This is a genomic window from Marinomonas posidonica IVIA-Po-181, assembly GCF_000214215.1.
GTDB lineage: Bacteria > Pseudomonadota > Gammaproteobacteria > Pseudomonadales > Marinomonadaceae > Marinomonas > Marinomonas posidonica.
In genome coordinates, this window is record NC_015559.1 from 1,145,463 (window position 1) to 1,161,962 (window position 16,500).

15 protein-coding genes are annotated in these 16,500 nt (G+C 44.5%); 9 read left to right on the forward strand and 6 right to left on the reverse strand.

Annotated elements, in window-relative coordinates:
* The first annotated feature begins 49 nt into the window (after positions 1–49).
* Entirely contained in the window at positions 50–1,396 is a 1,347-nt protein-coding gene (locus MAR181_RS05345) for a peptidoglycan DD-metalloendopeptidase family protein (protein ID WP_013795575.1), read from the forward strand.
* A gap of 88 nt (positions 1,397–1,484) precedes the next feature.
* On the opposite strand, the gene MAR181_RS05350 is transcribed toward MAR181_RS05345, so the two are convergent.
* Together MAR181_RS05350 and MAR181_RS05355 are read right to left on the reverse strand one after the other, a co-directional pair.
* The gene (locus MAR181_RS05350) at positions 1,485–3,608 is read right to left on the reverse strand and encodes a TRAP transporter permease (protein WP_013795576.1); all 2,124 of its coding nucleotides are present in this window, start codon (positions 3,606–3,608) and stop codon (positions 1,485–1,487) included.
* A gap of 95 nt (positions 3,609–3,703) precedes the next feature.
* The gene (locus tag MAR181_RS05355; protein ID WP_013795577.1) at positions 3,704–4,732 is read right to left on the reverse strand and encodes a TAXI family TRAP transporter solute-binding subunit; all 1,029 of its coding nucleotides are present in this window, start codon (positions 4,730–4,732) and stop codon (positions 3,704–3,706) included.
* A gap of 291 nt (positions 4,733–5,023) precedes the next feature.
* Between MAR181_RS05355 and MAR181_RS05360 the strand changes: the two genes are divergently transcribed.
* From MAR181_RS05360 to MAR181_RS05375, 4 genes are all read left to right on the forward strand, one after another.
* Entirely contained in the window at positions 5,024–5,644 is a 621-nt protein-coding gene (locus MAR181_RS05360) for an HAD family hydrolase (protein WP_013795578.1), read from the forward strand.
* A gap of 81 nt (positions 5,645–5,725) precedes the next feature.
* Entirely contained in the window at positions 5,726–6,466 is a 741-nt protein-coding gene (locus MAR181_RS05365; RefSeq protein ID WP_013795579.1) for a class I SAM-dependent methyltransferase, read from the forward strand.
* A gap of 141 nt (positions 6,467–6,607) precedes the next feature.
* Positions 6,608–8,566, forward strand: coding sequence for an acetate--CoA ligase (gene acs, locus MAR181_RS05370; protein ID WP_013795580.1), 1,959 nt, complete (start codon positions 6,608–6,610; stop codon positions 8,564–8,566).
* Positions 8,567–8,595: 29 nt separating this feature from the next.
* Positions 8,596–9,246, forward strand: coding sequence for a response regulator transcription factor (locus MAR181_RS05375; protein WP_013795581.1), 651 nt, complete (start codon positions 8,596–8,598; stop codon positions 9,244–9,246).
* Positions 9,247–9,252: 6 nt separating this feature from the next.
* Here MAR181_RS05375 and yidD read toward each other — a convergent pair whose 3' ends face one another.
* A complete protein-coding gene (gene yidD, locus MAR181_RS18225; protein ID WP_013795582.1) occupies positions 9,253–9,519 on the reverse strand; it encodes a membrane protein insertion efficiency factor YidD in 267 nt (88 codons plus the stop codon).
* 93 nt (positions 9,520–9,612) lie between these two features.
* Between yidD and MAR181_RS05380 the strand changes: the two genes are divergently transcribed.
* The 3 genes from MAR181_RS05380 to MAR181_RS05390 are packed head-to-tail and all read left to right on the forward strand — an operon-like array spanning position 9,613 to position 13,447.
* On the forward strand, positions 9,613–10,479 hold the full coding sequence (locus MAR181_RS05380; protein ID WP_013795583.1) for a prephenate dehydratase: 867 nt from the start codon (positions 9,613–9,615) through the stop codon (positions 10,477–10,479).
* Between the two features lie 5 nt (positions 10,480–10,484).
* Complete coding sequence (locus MAR181_RS05385) at positions 10,485–12,524, forward strand: TonB-dependent receptor plug domain-containing protein (protein WP_013795584.1); 2,040 nt, start codon at positions 10,485–10,487, stop codon at positions 12,522–12,524.
* A gap of 53 nt (positions 12,525–12,577) precedes the next feature.
* A complete protein-coding gene (locus MAR181_RS05390) occupies positions 12,578–13,447 on the forward strand; it encodes a hypothetical protein (RefSeq protein WP_013795585.1) in 870 nt (289 codons plus the stop codon).
* Positions 13,448–13,561: 114 nt separating this feature from the next.
* On the opposite strand, the gene MAR181_RS05395 is transcribed toward MAR181_RS05390, so the two are convergent.
* Complete coding sequence (locus tag MAR181_RS05395) at positions 13,562–14,317, reverse strand: alpha/beta fold hydrolase (RefSeq protein WP_013795586.1); 756 nt, start codon at positions 14,315–14,317, stop codon at positions 13,562–13,564.
* Positions 14,318–14,396: 79 nt separating this feature from the next.
* Here MAR181_RS05395 and MAR181_RS05400 point away from each other — a divergent pair, with 79 nt between their 5' ends.
* Positions 14,397–15,002 carry a CDP-alcohol phosphatidyltransferase family protein gene (locus MAR181_RS05400; protein ID WP_013795587.1) on the forward strand — a complete coding sequence of 202 codons (606 nt, stop codon included), beginning with the start codon at positions 14,397–14,399 and terminating at the stop codon, positions 15,000–15,002.
* Between the two features lie 7 nt (positions 15,003–15,009).
* Here MAR181_RS05400 and yfaE read toward each other — a convergent pair whose 3' ends face one another.
* Positions 15,010–15,339 carry a class I ribonucleotide reductase maintenance protein YfaE gene (gene yfaE / locus MAR181_RS05405; protein WP_013795588.1) on the reverse strand — a complete coding sequence of 110 codons (330 nt, stop codon included), beginning with the start codon at positions 15,337–15,339 and terminating at the stop codon, positions 15,010–15,012.
* Positions 15,323–16,456, reverse strand: a complete 1,134-nt coding sequence (gene nrdB, locus MAR181_RS05410; protein WP_013795589.1) for a class Ia ribonucleoside-diphosphate reductase subunit beta — start codon at positions 16,454–16,456, stop codon at positions 15,323–15,325. Before nrdB ends, yfaE begins: the two co-directional genes overlap by 17 nt.
* Between the last annotated feature and the right edge of the window lie 44 nt (positions 16,457–16,500).

Genomic DNA, 16,500 nt, shown 5'->3' on the forward strand with positions numbered 1-16,500 from the left:
GTAAGTAGTTGGACTTTTGGGTAGTCCACATTTCCTTATGAGTTTTTATATGCCGTTTTTAAAACGCCTTTTTCGTTGGGTCTTAGAAGACCAACGAGCTTGGCTAGCCATGAACGTGGCTGTTTTTTTGCTATTTTTATGGGTTTATCGAGCGCTGGTTTCACCTTCAGAAGTCAATCCTAAAGACTATGTTCTGCCGACTCTCTCATCCAGCACCAGTATTCAAAAGCACTTTATCGAGCCTTCGAATAGTGACGATGTGACGTTTGAATCATTAGTGTCGACAGATCCATTAGAGGAAGTGGAGCAATCCAGTGTTGTTCCACCGAGCATTGATTATGTCATCAAACCAGGAGACACATTAGCGAAGATCTTCTCTCGCTTTGGTCTGTCTCGAAAATCCATGTACGCGGTGTTAGAGGCTGATCAAGAATATTTGGTGTTGGAACCCTTGCTGCCTAACAATCAGTTTACCTTTACGTTAGACAGTGAAGGTCAGCTGCAAACTCTGACGCGACGCATTGATATTAGTAAAAGTGTGTCTTACGTTCGTCATGGTCGTGGCGGTTTTACCTATCAGGAAGACATTAAACCCATTACTTATACGCACACCAGTATACACAGCAAGATAACCGGTAACTTCTATCTGTCAGCGAAAAAAATCGGCTTATCGGATAACAATATTTTAATCATTCATGATGTGCTAAAAGGTCGCGTGAACTTTCGCAAGGATTTGCGTGCGAATGATGAATTTGATCTGATCGTCAAGAACGGCAGCATTGACGGCGTCTCAGTTGGTGATACGCAAATTGAAGCTTTGCAGTTTCAAGTTCAGGGTAAAACGTACCGCGCTTTCTTGCATTCCGATGGACGTTTTTATGATCAAGATGGCAACAGTTTAACTCCTGCCTTATTACGCTGGCCCACGGCGAAACATTACCGCATTAGTTCGCCTTTCAATGCCAATCGACTTCATCCTATTACAGGGCATCCAGCGCCACACAATGGGGTAGATCTGGCAACGCCAGTTGGTACCAAGATCCTTGCTACTGGCGATGGGGTGGTAACACGAGTGGCAAAGCACAAATATGCGGGCAAATACATAGTGATTGATTACACTGGACCTTACGGCTCTCGCTTTTTGCATTTGAACAAAATATTAGTGAAAAAAGGTCAGAAGGTAAAACGAGGTCAAGTGATCGCCTTATCAGGGAACACCGGACGAACCACAGGAGCGCACTTGCATTACGAATTGCATATCAGAGGCCGCCCAGTGAACCCAATGACGGCAAAAATTCCAACGGCCAAATCTGTACCAGCAGATCAAAGGGACGAATACGATCGTAACGTCGCGCAGTGGATTGAAATGATGGCGAAAGATGAGTCGAGTACATAGAATACGTAAACTATTGTTGAGTGTTTCTGATGTGATTAAAAAAGCCTAGCTCTGTAGAACTAGGCTTTTTTGTTGATAAGGCTATACGCTATATGGCTTTTTTATAACTCCGATTTCCTAGAATAAAGAGCACTAGGAAAACCCCTAAGCCAATGGCTTGTAACCAAATGTCTAAATTAGGCCACAGCATCAAAACAGCGGCTGCCAGTGCCAAGACCCGAAATGGAATCGACAGTTTATCTTCTAGATAGCCTTCCATCGCCGCCACTAAAGCATACAACCCAAAGACGCCGAAGAAGCATAAACGCATGAGTGTTTCAGCATCACCGCCAATGAGCTGGGTATAGGCCATTAATAGCGGCACTATGTATAAACCTTTGGCCAATTTCCATGCCGTCATACCAGTCAACATGGGAGGCGTTTTGGCAATAGCGGCAGCAGCAAACGCGGTTAAACAAACAGGAGGTGTGACATTACTGTCCTGAGATAACCAGAAAATGATCATGTGCGCCGTGACCAAAATCATCGCTACATGTTGTGCCCCTAATGCTTGATCCATCAACATGCCTTTAAAATCATTCGGCACTTGAGCAACAAGAGCTTGAGCTTGATCCATCGGCATGCCTTGAGCAAGAGAGCCCATCACACCTGGGTCTACTAACATGAAAATGGCGTGAGCGGTTTCAGGTAGGGCACCGGAGGCAATCATTTCAACTAACTGGCTCTCCGCAATAAGATTAAATAAAGCCGGAGCCGATAAGGTGCCAAGTACGATATAAGACGCCGTCACAGGCAAGCCCATTCCTAAAATTAAGGACGCGATGGCAACGAGAACGATGGTGAAAAACAAGCTCCCGCCCGCCCAATCAGTAATTAACAAAGAAAAGGTGTTACCGACGCCGGTTGTGCTGATGACATTGACGACTAGACCTATGCCAATCAAAAGTACCGCGGTGGTCGACATGTTTTTCGCACCTTGTGCCATGGCATCTAAAATCGCTACTGGGCCCATTTTGTGTTTCTTGGAAAGAAACGAGGCCAAAATAACCGCGATGATACTTAAGCCTGCAGCATAGGTTGGGGTAAAACCTTGTACCAATAAGGTGACAAGCACAGCCAATGGCAAAATATGGTGCCAACCTTCTTTGAGTACTTGAGACACGACAATGTTGCTGTCATCTTCCGTCGCAATGACTTTACTGCGTTTGGCTTCGACACGAACAAAAAAGCCAACCGATAAGAAGTAAAGCAGAGCTGGAATGGCCGCGGCACCAATAATCGTAACGTAAGATACCTGGGTATAAGACGCCATAATGAAAGCACCAGCCCCCATCACAGGTGGCATTAATTGACCCCCAGTGGAAGCAGCGGCTTCAATACCCGCTGCAAAACGAGCAGGGAAGCCAGCGCGTCTCATTAAAGGAATCGTGATGACACCAGTGGAGACAGTATTGGCAACAGAAGATCCTGACACGGACCCCATGAGACCAGAGCCTAAAACGGCCACAAAGCCAGGTCCACCAATCATTTTACTGGCCAGAGCACGAGACAAATCAATGATGAAATCGCCAGCACCAGATTTCACTAAAAAGGCACCGAATAAGATAAACATGAAGACAAAGCTCCATGAGATTCTTGAAATTGAACCAAACATGCCGTCGGTACTAAAGAAACTGCGATACAGCAGGGTTTCCATGCTCAAGCCAGGGAAGGTAAACATGCCCCCTAACCATTGCCCCCACAAGACCACATAGCTTAAGGCGATGAGGATTAAAACAGGAATGAACCAACCGCTGGTTCGGCGGATCAATTCTAACGAAAGTAACACCGCTGCGCTGGACACGATCCAGTCGGCGGTATCGAAGGTAACCCCTCTGGCATAGAGGGCGTCTTCAAAGAAAATGATATAAAGCACCATGCCGGCTAATGCCAAGACAATGAGGCTGTCACACAGAAGAGCGAACTTACTCTGTTGCCATTTAGGATTGGCTGGAATCAGTAACGCACACAAGGCGCCAAAGCCAGCAAAATGAAAAGCAGACACCCATAATTCGGGCAAGGTTGCGATGGTGTTGATGTAAATATGAGCAACCGCTAAGAATATCGACAAAGTAAAGACAAAACGATTGATCCAAGGACTGGAGCGGTGCTTGGTTTCGAAGTCCTCAAGGTTGATTTCTTGGTCGTCTGTAGAGGGTGTTGGAGCAGTCATTAAGCTACCTTAGGAATACATATAGAACAAACAAAGCGCCACAGATAAAACCAAAAAATTATTGGTACTCTGTGGCGCTGCATTAAAAAGGCGAGTTATTCCGCTATCAAGTGTGCTGGAATATCAATGCCACGTTCACGATAGTAACGTGCTGCGCCAGGGTGAAGTGGTACCGGTAACCCTGCAATGGCTTTTTCAATCGCCATTACGGAAGTCGCTTTATGAATCGCGCTCAAGTAACTGAGGTTTTCATAAAGGGATTTGGTTAGCTGGTAAACATCGTCTTCTGAAAGATCCGCGCGGGTCGCCAAGAAGTTTGGTTGAGCCACTGTGTTGATGTTTTTGGTTTGACCTGGGTAAGTATTGGCTGGAATCACATAGCGAGTCCAGAGTTTGTAATTACCGTTGGCTTCTTTCATTTGCTCATCGGTGAAGTCCAGTACTTGTACCTTGTCGCCCATGGATGCATACAAACGTGTCACCGCACTCACAGGAACACCCGCAGGGGTATTCATGCCTTCGATATTGCCGTTTTGCATGGCGTCAGCGCTGGCACCGTAGCCCATGTAAGCCAAATTGAATTTGTCAGGATCAATGCCAAGACCTTTCAACTGCTGGCGACCAGACCCTTCTGTCCCTGAGTTTTTCTTACCGATGGAGAATTTATTGTTGGTTCCTTCTAAGTCTTTAAGATCGGCGACTGTGCCCGTTTTAGCCAAATCAGACTTCAATACGAAGTGTTCAACATTTTGCCAAAGCATGGAGACAGAGCGTAGCTCTGTTTGCTTGCCTGATTGCTTGAAAGGACCTTCACCTTCCCAAGCCCACGCACCATATAAGCCTTGTAAAATGGCAAATTGAGCTTGGTTTTCACGAAGGAGTTTAATGTTTTCACCGGAACCTGCAGAACTGATAGCGGAAACAGATAGACCGAATTTAGGTTCAAGTTTCACTTTACTCAAAGTCGCAATTGCCACGCCAACAGGGTAATAGGTGCCCCCAGTTGAAGCCGTAGCCAGAATGTAATTGCGTTTATCGTCTGCCGAAGCGGCACCAGATGATAGAGCGATTGCGGCGGCCGTGGCGCTGCTTAGAATGGCTTTGGTAACAAATCCCAATTTCATATTATTTTTCTCCTCATTATGGGGTGAGTCCAAGTTAACTATAGCGTTTTACTATAGCGAAATGCATACCAACTTTTTATCTTGTTGAAATATATGGCTTTTAATATTTTTTATTAGTCTGTCGTCTATTTTTTGCCTGAATTTGAGCGGATTCTTGCTGATACTAGAAAGTGATTGGTCGGCAAAAAATTGCTCACAGCGAAAGAGCGAAAAAGCCCTTTTTGTCCGTTCTTTTTACAAATAGATACCTTAGTATAAGCAATAATTTGCCGATGGAGCTGAAAACATAAAATGAAACAAGACCATAATATTCGTGTTGTAATGTTTGACTTGGGAAATGTTCTAGTGGATTTGGGAGACGTTGGGGAAATGCATGCTATGTTGAATACTCAAGGCGAAGAGTCTGAGGTATGGCGACAGTGGTTAGCATCTCCTGCTGTCGCGGCATTTGATGCGGGCCGAATTTCCTTTGATGCCTTTGCTGAAGCTTTACTGAAAGAAGTGGCAAGTGAAACCGACAAACACACTTTTATGCAAGCTTTTGAAGCTTGGCCAAGAGGTTTGTACGCTGGTGCCTTAGCCTTGGTGGATGAGGTTAAACCTGAATATCATCGTGCTATTTTGTCGAACACGAATGCCGCTCATTGGCCAAGACTGATGGATGAAATGGGGTTAGCTGGGCATTTTCATCATTATTTTGCTTCTCATCAACTAGGCTTGGTAAAGCCGGACCGTGCGGTTTATGAGGAAGTGCTGAAGCGCTTAGACGTAGCGCCACAAGAGATCTTGTTTATTGATGATAACCAAATAAACATCGATACCGCGACAACATTGGGGATTCATGCCCATAGAGTGAAAGGAATTGCAGAGGCTCGACAGGTTTTAAGCCAATATCAGGTATTAGAGCCATAAAGGCTGTCTAATCAAGATCAACACATGACTTAAGGAAGGTGCAAGGTGAATAACCCTAGGTGGACAATTTGAGGAGGTTAGATGAGAGGATTTGATGGGCTTAGCTCAAGTAACTACGCACGTACTCGGCCTTTGTATCCTGCTGAATTTTATTATTGGCTGTTTCAGCAGGTGAATGCTTCAAGTGTGGTGTGGGATTGTGCTTGTGGAACAGGACAAGCATCGGTTGATCTAGCGGCCTATTTTGATCAAGTTGAGGCGTCTGATATCAGTGAATCTCAAATTAATGCCGCCACCCCTCATCGTCGAGTGAATTACCAAGTATCACCGGCGGAAATAACTCACTACCCAGATCAGCATTTTGACTTAGTATGTGTTGCTCATGCTTTACACTGGTTCGATTTAGACGCTTTTTGGAAAGAATTAAAACGGGTGCTTAAACCCGGTGGTTTATTTGTCTGTTGGGGTTATAACCGATTGTTGGTAGGGGACGCAGAGGATCAGGCCATTACGCAGCATGTTATGCCTTTATTAGCGCCTTACTGGCCTCAACAAAGTCGGCTATTATGGAATGAGTATCGAGACATTGAATTCCCACTCGCCTTGATTGATGTGCCGGAGTTTGAGTTGATTTGTCACTGGACTGTGGCGCAAGTGAAAGATTTTATTTTTAGCTGGTCGGGGGCTCAAGAGTTTCTCGCCCAGCAGGGAGAAGAGGCTTTATTGACCAGCTTAGAGCCGTTGGAAAAAGCCTGGAGTAAGTTAAATCAAAAACAAGAAGTGAACTTACCGTTTTTTGTCAAAGCGGGTCGTTTTGCCTGATATAAAGTTTTGGTTGATCCTAATTTGCTTTTCGTAGTGAAGGTGAAACCAGAGATTAAGACTAAAGTGGAATAGCTAGGCATTAGCAGACCGCTATAGTAGTTCTGCATCCGAATAAAAAAATTAACAATGGAGCGGGTTATGAAATCATTATATAGCGCAATTTCAATTGAAGCGGAAAAGCAGGCCAATATCAGTCAGGCCGAGTTTGGAAAACGCTATCAAGAATCGATTGAAAACCCAGATGCATTTTGGGGCAGAGAAGGCTTGTGCTTAGACTGGTCTAAGCCATATACCAAGGTAAAAAATACCTCATTTGAGCGAGGTAACATCAGCATAAAATGGTTCGAAGATGGTGAGTTAAACGTGGCTCATAACTGCATCGATCGTCACCTTCCTCAACTGGCTGATAAAGTGGCTTATTACTGTGAAGGGGATTTAGAAAACGATGAAAAAGTTGCGATTACCTATCAAACTTTACACGATGAAGTAGGCCGATTGGCAAATGTGCTAAAGCGCCAAGGGGTTAAAAAAGGGGATCGTGTTGCCATTTATATGCCGATGATTCCCCAAGCCGTATACAGTATGTTGGCTTGTGCTCGCATTGGTGCTATTCACTCCGTTATTTTTGGTGGTTTTTCTGCCCATGCTATTGCCGATCGTTTAAACGATTGTGGTGTGAAATTGGTGATTACCGCCGATGAAGGTAAGCGCGCTGGTAACACTATTCCATTAAAACATAACGTCGATATGGCGTTAGACAATAATGCTTGTCCTTTGGTAGAAAAAGTCCTGGTATGTCGTTACACACAGAAAGACATTCCATGGGTCGCAGGTCGTGATTTGGATTGGGCACAAGAAACGGCCAACGAACCGACCTTCTGTCCTGCTGAACCTATGAACGCGGAAGACCCATTGTTCATTCTTTATACCTCAGGCTCAACAGGTAAACCAAAAGGGGTCGTTCACACAACTGGGGGGTATTTGGTCTATGTCTCGATTACTCACGGCCTTGTGTTTGATTTAAAAGCGGATGATGTTTATTGGTGTGCAGCGGATGTCGGCTGGATTACGGGCCATAGCTATATGGTATACGGGCCATTGGCGAATGGGGCAACCAGTCTTCTATTTGAAGGGGTGCCAACTTTCCCAGACTCTGGCCGTATTGGCCGTGTAGTTGACAAGTTTGGTGTCACTATCTTGTACACGGCACCAACGGCCATCCGAGCTTTGATGGCCAAAGGAGATGAGGCAACTCAATCCAGTGAGCGCAAATCTTTACGAATTTTGGGCAGTGTGGGTGAACCGATTAACCCAGAAGCTTGGTCTTGGTATTTTAGCGAAATCGGCAATAGTGCTTGTCCAATCGTCGACACCTGGTGGCAAACCGAAACGGGCGGCATGATGATGACCCCTAGAATTGGTCAAGGGGACATTAAACCGGGTTTCTGTACTGGTCCTTTGTATGGCATAAAACCTGCTTTGGTTGATGCTCAAGGTGTGGTGGTCGAGGATCAGGGGGCGTTAGCCGAAGGGGGGTTAGTCATAACGGACTCTTGGCCTGGGCAAGCGCGGACCGTTTATGGTGATCATGATCGTTTTGAACAAACCTATTTCAGTACCTTTGGTGGTATGTATTTTACGGGAGATGGAGCGTCTCGTGATGAAGACGGACATTATTTAATTACAGGCCGAATGGATGACGTGTTAAATGTGTCTGGTCACCGTTTGGGCACAGCTGAAATTGAAAGTGCTCTGGTTGCCCATCCATCGGTAGCGGAAGCGGCGATTGTAGGGTATCCACATGACATCAAAGGGCAAGGTATTTATGTTTATGTGACGCCAGTGGCGGGGGTGACGCCCGACGAAGAATTGAGTAAATCTTTGAAACAGTTTGTGCGCCAAGAAATTGGCCCAATTGCGACACCGGATTTGATTCAGTGGGCGAGCCGAGGCCTTCCTAAAACCCGTTCAGGTAAGATTATGCGTCGTATTTTGCGCAAAATTGCGGCAAATGAACAAGATCAATTAGGTGATACCAGTACGCTGGCAGATCCTAGCGTGGTTGATGATTTGATTGAAAACCGTTTAAATGAGTAGACATAGTACCGATCTAATAAGGATAAAATGTGCTGTCACTTGTTATCGCAGATGATCACCCTTTGTTTCGTAGCGCACTGAGTAGTGCGTTGCGGGCAGAAATTAAAGACATAGACATAGTCGAATCCAATGATTTGGATTCGACTATACGTTGTCTAGAGCAGGTGAAAGATCTCGATCTTTTGCTATTGGATTTGAACATGCCAGGCAGTGGGGAACTGTATGGATTGATTCGTATCCGTCGTGATTACCCTGATGTGCCTGTGGCCATTATTTCTGGCAGTGAAGACAGTGCTTTGGTCGCAAAAGTGATTGAAGCGGGTGCCTTGGGATTCATTCCAAAGACCAGTGAACCTGCTGTGTATGTTGAAGCCATAAATGAAATATTACGGGGCGACATTTGGCTACCAGAATTGCTTAAAAAAGAAGTCGACAATCAACCTGCGGCGGATTTGACCATGCAAAAGCGTGTTGCTGAGTTGACGCCACAACAATTCAAGGTGTTATGTTATTTGCATGAAGGTTTATTAAATAAGCAAATTGCTTATGAATTATCGATTTCTGAAGCGACTGTAAAAGCACATATTACGGCCATTTTTAGAAAGCTGGACATTAATAATCGAACGCAAGCTGTGTTGGTTGCCAGTGAACTCAAATTGCAAATGTCCCCCAATGAATAGCGTCGACTAGGATGGACGCTCTTCTTCTGAGTCTTCTTTAGTGTGACAGCATGATATTTTTTCTGGCACCGGATCTTCTCCTCCCTCATGCCATGGATGACATTTAGACAACCTTCTGATGCTTAAATAACTGCCTTTTATGACACCAAAACGTTCTATGGCTTGCAGGCTATATTGAGAGCAGGATGGGTAAAATCGACAGTTATTGCCCAACAATGGGCTAATCCCATATTGGTAAGCTTTTATTAAAAGCAGAGCAAGGGTTTTGATCATAGGTTGCTGTCAACTTGTTGTCTGAAATAAGGATGTATATCTTAGTGTCTATTTGATAATGTAAAACAATTCTTATTAAGACCCTATTATATTATGCCTGATTCCTCTTTAACACTTGATGCCAGTCAAATCGTCGCATATCAAGGCGAACCTGGTGCTTATTCCCATTTAGCTTGCAAACATACCTTCCCAGATTGGACGAGCGTTAATTGTGCGACGTTTGCAGACGCTTTACACAGGGTGGAACAAGGCGATGCATTTTACGCCATGATTCCCGTTGAAAACTCTACGGCAGGTCGTGTTGAAGAGATATACCGCGAATTACGCAAAACACAGTTGTTTGTTGTCAAAGAGCACTTCGAGCCGGTGAATCACTGTTTGATCGCCCGTGATGACATGACGTTAGATCAAGTGACACGAATTGGTAGTCACCCTCAAGCGTTAGCTCAGTGTGATGGCAACATTAAGGCGTTGGGGGTCAAAAATCAGGCCATGTACGACACAGCGGGTGCGGCCAAACACATTGCTGAGCAGGATGAACCGGGCTTAGCGGTGATTTCATCCGAGTTGGCGGCTGAGTTATACGGTTTGAAGGTGCTGCAACCCCATTTCAATGATACTCAAGGCAATACCACGCGATTTTTGGTATTCTCTCGTCAGCAAAAAATGCCTGTATATGAATCAGAGCATACTTATATTACGTCCTTTATGTTTCGTGTGCGCAATATGCCTGCGGCTTTGTATAAAGCCATGGGGGGCTTTGCAACACAAGGCATTAATATGCTGAAATTGGAAAGTTATATGGTGAATGGCAATTTTACCGCGACCCAATTTTATGTGGATGTAGAAGCCCATTTCCAAGCGCCAGCCATGCAGGCTGCGCTCGAAGAGTTACGTTTTTTTTCGGAAGAAGTGCGTATTTTAGGCACCTATTTAGCGGATGAGTATAGGCTGAAATAGATAGTATGCGATCTCACTTTTTATTGTTGTTGTGTTTCTGTAGTGCCCCGGCTTGGGCTGAAGAAGACCGATTCTTTTTGGATATGGATGCTTTAGGAAGCTCAGACCTTTCCGACACACAGTTGGGTGGATATGACGGTTTTCTAGAGGACATTCCTGTTGTTGTAACACCCTCAAAAATTCCTCAACCTAGAGTGGATGTGTCATCTAGCTTATCCGTGTTAGATGGTGAATTCATTCGTCGAGTCAATGTGCAATACGTTGAGGATCTATTGCAGTTTGTGCCTGGCTTTTCAGTGGTGCCGTACCGTGCTTCCAGTCAGATTGTGGCGTCCTATCATGGTACTCAACTTGATCAATATCGCCGTATTCAAGTATTGATTAATGGTCGTTCTGTCTACAGTGTTGGTCTTGCGCGAGTTGAGTGGGCGACTTTACCTTTGAATATTGAAGACGTTGCACGTGTGGAAATCAACCGTGGCCCGAATGCCGCCAGTTATGGTATTAACTCTTTTTTTGCCGTGGTCAATATCATTACTCGTTCGCCCTTGGAAACTCTTGGGAATAGTGTAACGGCTTACGCTGGGTCGCAAGGAGATATGCGTTTGTACGGTCAGCACAGTGGCTTAGGCAAAAAGGATTGGAGTTATCGAGCATCGGCTTCTACAACTAAGGTGGCTGGTTTTGACTTAGACGCTGATGGGGATGAACGACATGATGGCCATGGTGCTACCATGGGAAATGTCTTTCTACAGCAAGAAAGCTCGGACAGTCGTTTTGACTTGGACATTGGCGCAAGCCATTTAAAGGCTAATATTGACCCCTCGAATTATGAGTCAAATTCCTCAACTGGTTCATATGACACCAATGACCCTTTGCGAATCGTTGATAGAGAATACATTAAAGTAGGCTTTAGTCAGCAAACTTCTGCCAATCATGAATTAAAACTGCAATATTATTATGACCAATCTGATGCAAATGAATACCATGAAACCCTATTGAATTATCAGTTCTATAACCTGATATTTGGTGGTTCAGAAACGGAAAATGTTAATGATTCGTATGAGTTGGATTTAATTGAGACGCGCCATGATATTGAATTACAAAGTACTTGGCAGGCCTCAGATCAACTTAGGATGATTTCAGCTTTGGGTTACCGCTGGGAAAAAGCTGAATCAGAGCATTATTTATCTGGTATTGCTCGGGATGAAGTTTTTCGATTGTCTTCTAATATAGAATATCGAGCTGACCAGCATTGGGTGCTGAATACGGGTGCTATGTTGGAACACAGTGAATTGAGTGGAACTTTTTTGTCCCCTAAATTGGGTGTGACCTATAAGTTATCAGAGCAAGATTCGTTACGTTTTAATGTTTCGAAGGCTGTTCGTACGCCAGATTTATCTGATCAACACTTCCGCTGGCACTTCGTTTTATCAAACGGCGACAGTTCAACGGTGACCTATGCTGATGAGGGGGAAGAAGAAGAAAAAATCACCTCGTATGAGCTTGGTTATTATCGTTACTGGCCTACAAACGGTCTATCATTGGACATCAAGTTGTATCATGACGAAGTGGATGAGATGGTTCTCAGTTCAAAAGTTTTTAGCGCCTTATCTGGTACGGACGCACCAATAGAAGAAGGGGTGACAGAAGACGTCATCATCGATGGGGTGGAGCTGGAGCTGGATTGGCGTTCTCGCTCAGGCGCGATCACGCGTTTTACCTATGCATATCAAGACACGCAAACCGATAATTCAACACTGGAGCGAGCCACAACCCCCATTATGATGTCGTTGTTCAGTAGTTTGCCGTTATCAGACCATTGGTCTATTCAAGGTTATTACTGGTATGGCAAAGAGTTAGGAGGACGAGATTATCAAGTGGCTAACAGTTGGTTGGCTTATCGTCATTCATTTGGTCTATATAGCAAAGCCACTTTCGGGACTGGAGTTGAAGTTCGTTTAGACGATAATGCCTTGGTTTCTAGGAACAACGTTTTAGAAAAAGATGCCTATACTTATGTTTTTGCAAGTCTTACCTTTTAAGTTAGGTTGATCGAAAAGTGAAAAGGATTTTTTCGGTTTTTTTAGGATGGCTGTTGGCGTTTCAAGCTTCCGCTTCCATCTATGTACTGCACGATACGGAAGAGAGTTCGGTACGATCTTTGACGTTTCAGCTTTCTAAGCGTCTTGAAATTAGTGATTCACTGATTCCGATTCGTCCCCCTCACTTTCTCAATAACATTAGTCGCATGGATGATCAGGATATGGTTATCGCGGTTGGTCGTGATAGCTTCCAGCAAGCCTGTTTATCGATGTCGCGAGGAGCGGTTTTCGCGCTCTTTATTGGTGAAGAAGAATATCAGGCTATTCGCGCTAGCTGTTCAGTGCCGACGAGTGGCGTGTTTTCTGGAGCCCCAATCGAAAAACGACTGGCTTTACTCAAAGCCATCTGGTTAAACCCGAAACCCTTAGCCGTTTTATATTCTGATGCCATTAACCTTGACCAAGCTTCAATGGTGAGTACGGCCGCTAAATTTGGTTTTGATTTTGTGTTCTGGCAAACACCGACAGACCGCATATCGGTGCTTAGGTCATTGACTTTGCTAATGGATGAATCAGATCTGATTTTTTCTATTGTTGACAGTCAGTTGTATCAGCAGGGCAATGCCCAAGATATGTTAAAATTATTGTTCCATCAGCAAAAGGTCATGGTGGGGTCTTCCTTTGCATTTGTGCGAGCAGGTGCGCTCTTTGCCATTCACTCAGATGCGAAGAACAAATTGGCCCTATTAAGTCTGATGATTCAAAATTGGTGTACGAAGGGGAGGATGGTCGAGGCCGCTTATCCTGAGTCGCTGCGAGTGAGCTTTAATCCCTATTTGGTTAAAGCTCATGGTATTGTCCTGCCTTCAAAACTGTATTTAAAAGACCAGTTTGGTCTTTGCTCAGATAGTAATTGCCAATAACGCGCTAGTCATGTGTTTTATGTGATCTAGTGTGTTTTGCTGAAGGTCCACTCAGATTAAGGAAGGTATGAACAAGTTCACATGCTGAGGCAAGAGGACTTATTCGCACCTTCCTTAACGTAAAAAGCGTTTTACTAAGCTGGTGAATGGCACTGGTTTTTCGGCATGTAACCAATGGCCAGTGCCGGCCAAAATTTTAAAACTGGCATTGGGAAAGGCGTGTAATATACTGTCTTGATATTCTGTCACTATGTAATCCGATTTCTCTCCTTTGATGAATAAGGTCGCGATCGGGTTGCCTTTCATTAAGTCAGGTTTGGCTAAAATGGTGGGATAGGCTTTTGCAATGTGATCCACGGCTAATCTCAGCTGTAAGCCTTGGTCTGTTTTCGAGAGGTTTTTTAATAGGAACTGACGGATTGGCAAGCTTGGTTCATATGGTGTGAGTATGCTATCCGCTTCTTTACGGTTTGATATTGTTTGAGTTTGAAGCGCTTGTAGGCCTTCTAAGATCTTTGTGTGGCTAGGTTGATAATCAACCGGGGCGATGTCCACTACAATGAGCTTTTCGATATTGTTGGTTAAGCTGGCCATTTGCATGGCGACTTTGCCGCCCATTGAGTGTCCTAAGAGATAGAAACGTTCTAAGCCAGCCTCTTGTGTCCAATCTAGCACCGCCTGAGCCATTTTAGGATAGGTGGCCTCAGACATTGGTGACGATTGGCCATGATTGGGAAGGTCAATACAGTACACGGTAAACTGTTCAGCAAGAGATTGTGCGATAGAGTGCCAGTTATCAGCATTGCCAAATAAACCATGGATGACAATGAGATTTGGGCCGGTGGAACCATACTGTTTAACGTGTGTCATACTAACCTTATTTTATCCGAGTTTCGGGCTATTGTAGCAAGCGATACTGGTTGTCGTCTTCCATTAGAGTGGTATTAACGTGTTTGACCCTTTTTTTATAAAACAGCTTAAATCTCCCCTTCAGAAACTGGCATGGCGAATCGATGCAATAGGGATTCGAGCAAACCAGATTACTTTTTTGGGCTTTGTTGTCGGACTCATGAGCTTGCCGGCTTTGTATTATCAGGCATATGGATTGGCTTTGTTGTGCATTGTCATAAATCGTTTGATGGACGGCTTGGATGGGGCGGTAGCAAGGCTACAAGGGCCCACTGACTTGGGGGGCTATTTAGACATTACGTTAGATTTTATCTTTTATTCTGGAGTGGTGTTCGGGTTTGTATTGGCTAACCCTGAAGCCAATGCTGTTGCGGCGGCATTTTTGATTTTTGCTTTTATGGGCACGGGCAGCAGTTTTTTGGCCTTTGCGATCATGGCGGAAAAACGCAAAATTGAGCGCTTAGAGTATGGTAATAAATCGTTATATTTTTTGGGTGGCTTAACAGAGGGAGCGGAAACCATCGTTTTTTTAGTCTTGATCTGTCTGTTGCCCAACTACTTTGTTGAGCTGGCGTATGTTTTTGGTCTGATGTGTTGGGTGACGACGGTGACTCGAATTTATGCTGCTTATAAAACGTTGAAGTAAACAGGGATTATTCAAAAAAAGCGATTTCAATGTCGCTTTTAACGATCGCACAGCAGGCCAGTAGATAGCCGCTTTGTACCCAAGCAATCGGTTCAAATGGGTAACTGACGTGCCCCCAAAGAAGCTTAATTGAGCAGGATGAGCAATAACCTTCACGGCATTGGTATTCAACATGAATGCCTGCACGTTCAAGCTGCACTAATAGAGGTTCTGCTTCGGTTACCAGTATTTGTTTTTTACCGAGTAACACACGATGAACCGGGTCTTTGTCCTGAACAGGGGGAGTATCGCCTTCCTGTTCAGGGTGGAACATGTCTACATTAGAGGTCGAAGTCATCAAAATCCGATTCATCTAGATCATTGTCAATTTGGCCAACCAAATAGGAGCTGATTTCCGCTTCCTGTGGTGCAACCTGAACGTTATCACTGACTAGCCAAGCGTTGATCCAAGGGATTGGGTTGTGCTTGGTTTCAAAGTAAGTTTCTAAACCCACCGCTTGCATGCGAACATTGCTAATGTATTCAACATATTGGCCAAGGATCTGCGCATTCAAACCAATCATAGAACCGTCTTTAAACAGGTAGCTGGCCCATTCTTTTTCTTGCTCAGCGGCTTCAATGAAGATTTGACGCATTTCTTCTTTGCATTCAGCAGCAATGGTCGCCATCTCTGGGTCATCTTTACCGGATGCCATCAAGTTAAGCATGTGCTGTGTGCCTGTTAAATGTAGAGCTTCATCGCGGGCAATCAACTTGATGATCTTGGCATTACCTTCCATTAAGGTACGTTCAGCAAAAGCGAAACTACAAGCAAAGCTAACGTAAAAACGAATCGCTTCAAGGACATTCACAGAGGCAACCGTCAGATACAGTGCCTTTTTGAGTTCGTGCATGGATATTTCAATGTCGCCCTTGCCTGGAACGTGAAAGGTGCCTAATCCCATTGTATTGTATAGATTCACCATCTCGATCAAGCGGTCATAGTATTTTGACACACTGTCAGCACGCTTAGTGATTTCTTCGTTGTTTACGATGTCGTCAAAAATCTTGGTCGGATCATTCACAATATTACGAATAATGTGAGTATAAGAACGGCTGTGAATGGTTTCACTGAATGACCAGGTTTCAATCCAAGTTTCTAACTCAGGTAAAGATACAATTGGCAGCAAGGCAACGTTTGGTGAACGGCCCTGAACACTGTCGAGCAGAGTTTGATATTTCAGGTTGCTGAGGAAGATATGCTGTTCGTGTTCTTCTAGACGCTGGAAATCTTTGCGGTCAGTCGATAGGTCGACTTCTTCTGGACGCCAGAAAAACGACAATTGTTTCTCAATCAGCTTTTCAAAAATAGGATGTTTTTGCTGGTCATAACGAGCAACATTGACGTTTTCACCAAAGAACATAGGTTCTTTCATACTGTCGAAGTGTTTGCGGTTGAAAGTCGAGTAACTCATTTCGCAGTGTTATCCTCTGGAGCGAAAGGCAGCTTAAAAAGGCT